This is a genomic window from Pseudoalteromonas sp. L23 (assembly GCF_021728455.1).
Classification (GTDB): domain Bacteria; phylum Pseudomonadota; class Gammaproteobacteria; order Enterobacterales; family Alteromonadaceae; genus Pseudoalteromonas.
In genome coordinates this window covers 1-3,590 of the sequence record NZ_JAKKCW010000040.1, presented here as the reverse complement: position 1 = coordinate 3,590, position 3,590 = coordinate 1, and the positions used below count along the sequence as shown (strand labels likewise).

General features: G+C 44.4%; 1 protein-coding gene. It reads right to left on the bottom strand.

Translation table 11 applies throughout. From position 1 onward, the window contains the following. The coding region (locus L3V43_RS23550; RefSeq protein ID WP_237117536.1) for an amino acid adenylation domain-containing protein at window positions 1-3,590 on the bottom strand (3,590 nt) is incomplete at both ends.

The window sequence follows — 3,590 nt, the reverse complement described above, 5'->3', positions numbered from 1 at the left end:
ATATTGAGTCGCCACCTAGGGCAAAGAAGTTTGCCTCACAGCTCAGTGACGCTTGCGGTATCTTTAATAAACTCGACCATAATTGCTGCAATTGCGCTTCTGTTTTATTTTGTGGTCCTCGGTAATGCGCTGTCGTCAATTCCGGTTGTGGCAAAGCGCGTTTATCAACCTTACCATTGACTGTAAGTGGAAATTGCTCCAACACCACAAACTGGCTCGGCACCATATATTCTGGTAATTGTTCGGCGAGGTAACGCTTCAACAATGAAGTCTGCTCATTGCCACACAAAGTTGGTTTTAACGTTATATAAAGTAATAACTGAGCACTGTTATTTTTTCCTTCAATTACATGGGCTACGGCTTGTTCAACGCCAGTAAACGCCACTGCAAGCGCCTCAATTTCAGCCAACTCAATACGATAGCCACGAATTTTTACCTGTTCATCGATCCGGCCTACGTAAACTAAGTTGCCATCTTTGCGTTGACGGACAAGATCCCCACTGCGATAGATCCGCTCCCCTTGCCAATTCAGAAACTTTTCGGCTGTGAGTTGGGGCTGCTGTAAATATCCTTTAGCAACTCCAAAGCCGGCAATACATAGCTCACCGACCCCACCTTTAGGTGCCACCTGAAGATATGGGTCAAGCACATAAAGTTGGGTATTTGCAATCGCACGACCTATTGAAACCGCTGCACTAGCGGGCTCTTTCTGGCCAGGAAGTACAACATAATCACAACAGCCAACGACGGTTTCCGAGGGGCCATATTCGTTCACAAAGGTCGCGCCATTGAGCCATCGCTGACACTGTCCCAACAGCTGGCCTGTAAACTGTTCCCCACCCACCACTATCGTATGAGGTGTTGTAATACTCTCACCATGGTGAATAGCGCAAAGCGCCTTCAGGTGGGATGGTGTAAGTTTAAACAAACTAGCAGGGCCACTGCGCAAACACTGATACAGATCAGCTAAAGTATCTTCTTCTGGCAGTATCGTGATGGTTTTAGCGCTGATAAGTGGTGCCAATAACGAAGTTAACGTTGCATCAAAACTCAGTGTTGAACTAACTACTGACCGTAATATACCTGCACAGAGATAATGCTTTGCTGCATAATCAAGATAGTTACTTAAGCCTTTATGTAGTACCTCAATTCCTTTCGGTGTGCCAGTTGAACCAGATGTATAAATAACATACGCGACAGGGTTGCTGTACACCTCAGCTAACTTAGTTTTAGCCGTTTTCTCATAGGTGTTGATATCGACGACAGTAGCAATTGAGACGCCTTGTAGCTTCGACTGCCACTCAGGCTTTGTTATAATGGCTGCCAGCTCCGCATGCTCGGCTATTCTTAACAAACGTTGCTCTGGGTGACTCGGATCCATAGGAACATAGGTCATATCAGCACGCAATATTGCTAATACTGAAACCAACAAAGACTCACAACGGCCGAGACAAATACCAATTCGAGCATGAGGTGGGAAATGAGTTACTAAGTAGCAAGCGAGATCTTGAACTTGTGCTGCCAAATCCGCATAAGTCATCGTGCTGTTAGAAAACTGCAGTGCTGTCTGTTTTGGTTTTCTATTGACCTGCTGTTGAAACGACTCTTGTAACCTTAATTCTTGTGGTGCTTCTCGCCCAATATATCCCCGTTCTGATGAGGAAAGCGTAAGCTCACTAAGCATCGTCGTTTCAAAAGTACACTCACTTAAGCTTGTTAGCAATGCGGCGAAATCGGCCAGCATTAACTCCATACTACTGGGTAAAAATAAGCTAGTATCGTATTGCAACATCAACACAGGGCAACTGCTACTTAGCTGTACCGCAAACTCTAAGTCATATTTGCATCTATCAGCTGCCACTGGGATAAGATTTGCTTCTACACCACTAAGCGTGAACGATGAAGACTCCGTATTATTCATGTTCAACATGATCTGAAATAGCGGTGTATATTGAGTTGTACGAGAGTTACAACAAGCATCTACCACTTGTTCAAACGGTACTTCCTGATGTTCTTGCGCTGCAAGGTTCACGTCGCGAATATGCTGAAAGAATGCAGATAAAGTACGCTCTTGAGTATCACTACGAAGCACTAGTGTGTTGACAAAGAAGCCGATCAACGGCTCCAGCTCTGTTTGACATCGATTTGCTACAGGGGTGCCAATCACAACGTCGTGTTCATAGCTATATTTTGATATTAATAGGCTTAATGCCCCATGGTAGAGCATAAAAGGGGTTATATTGGCAGCGGTAGCAAGCCTTTGTAATTTCTCAACCAACGCTGAGGGTAATTTTCGTTGTAGGCGTTTACCATTACTTAACTTAGCACTCGGCCTAGCATGATCTAACGGTATTTGGTGCACAGAGGGCAGCCCTTGCAACTGCTGCTGCCAATAATGCAACTGACTACTTATTCTCGCTTGGGTGTCACTCTGTTGCTGCCAATGTGCATAATCACTATATTGTATACTGAGAGGAGGTAAGTCTTGTGGCTGTTGAGTCACCTGCGCCTGATAGATACTACAAAACTCATTAACCAAGACCCCCATTGACCAAGCGTCTGAAGCAATATGATGTACTGTAAAAATAATCGCAAGCTCATCTTCCGCTAAACTTACCGCCGAAACACGTAGCATTTGGTCTAAACTCAGATCAAAAGGCTGACTGTTTTGCTCATGTATCAGCCGTTCTAAAGCCAGCTTTTGCGCATCTCCCGTTAAGTGAGTCAATGATAAGTGCTTTATCTGAAAAGGCTTAGTATGATTAACTTTCTGCATCACAACGCCATCAGCCGATTTAATAAAGACGGTTCTTAAAGTCTCATGACGCTCAATAAGCAAAGTAAAGGATTGCTGCGCGCTCGCTAAATCAAATTTCCCGCTTAGTTGTACCGCTGAAGTAATATGGTATTCAGAACTACCTTGATTCAGGTTATCTATAAACCACAACCGCTTTTGTGCATAAGACAGCGGGTGTAATTGTGACTTATCTGCCTTAGCTTGAATCGTCGCGCCAAGAATATAGTCAGCTTGCTCATCAAGACAGTGAGCTATATTTCTAATGCTTTGGGCCTTAAAAATGGTTTGTAAGGACAGTGACTTTGCAAATTCTGCTTGTATTGCAGCTTGCATTTTTACCGCCCGTAGGGAATGCCCGCCTTGACTAAAAAAGCTACTATTTAGGTCTATTTCAGTAACCGGAGTATTTAATATGCTAGACCAAATATTTAACAACTTAACCTCAGTCTCTGACTGAGGCTGCATTATTTGTTCAGCTATAGGCTGATTAACTTTCGCTTTTAGCGCATTTTTGTCAATTTTACCGTTCGGGGATAGCGGCCACTGTGATACCGCAATGTAGCGACTTGGCAGCATGTACTCTGGTAGTAATGCCCGTAGATACTCACGTAGCTGCTGTGCCAACCCCGTCGCTTCTTCTGTTCGAACGTAAGCCTGTAACTGCGCCTCTCCTGCCTCTTCTACCACTAACACTAGCGATTCTATTACTGCATCATGGCTATTTAGGTGATGCTCTATTTCCCCAAGCTCAATACGAAAACCTCGTAACTTCACCTGCTCGTCAACGCGCCCT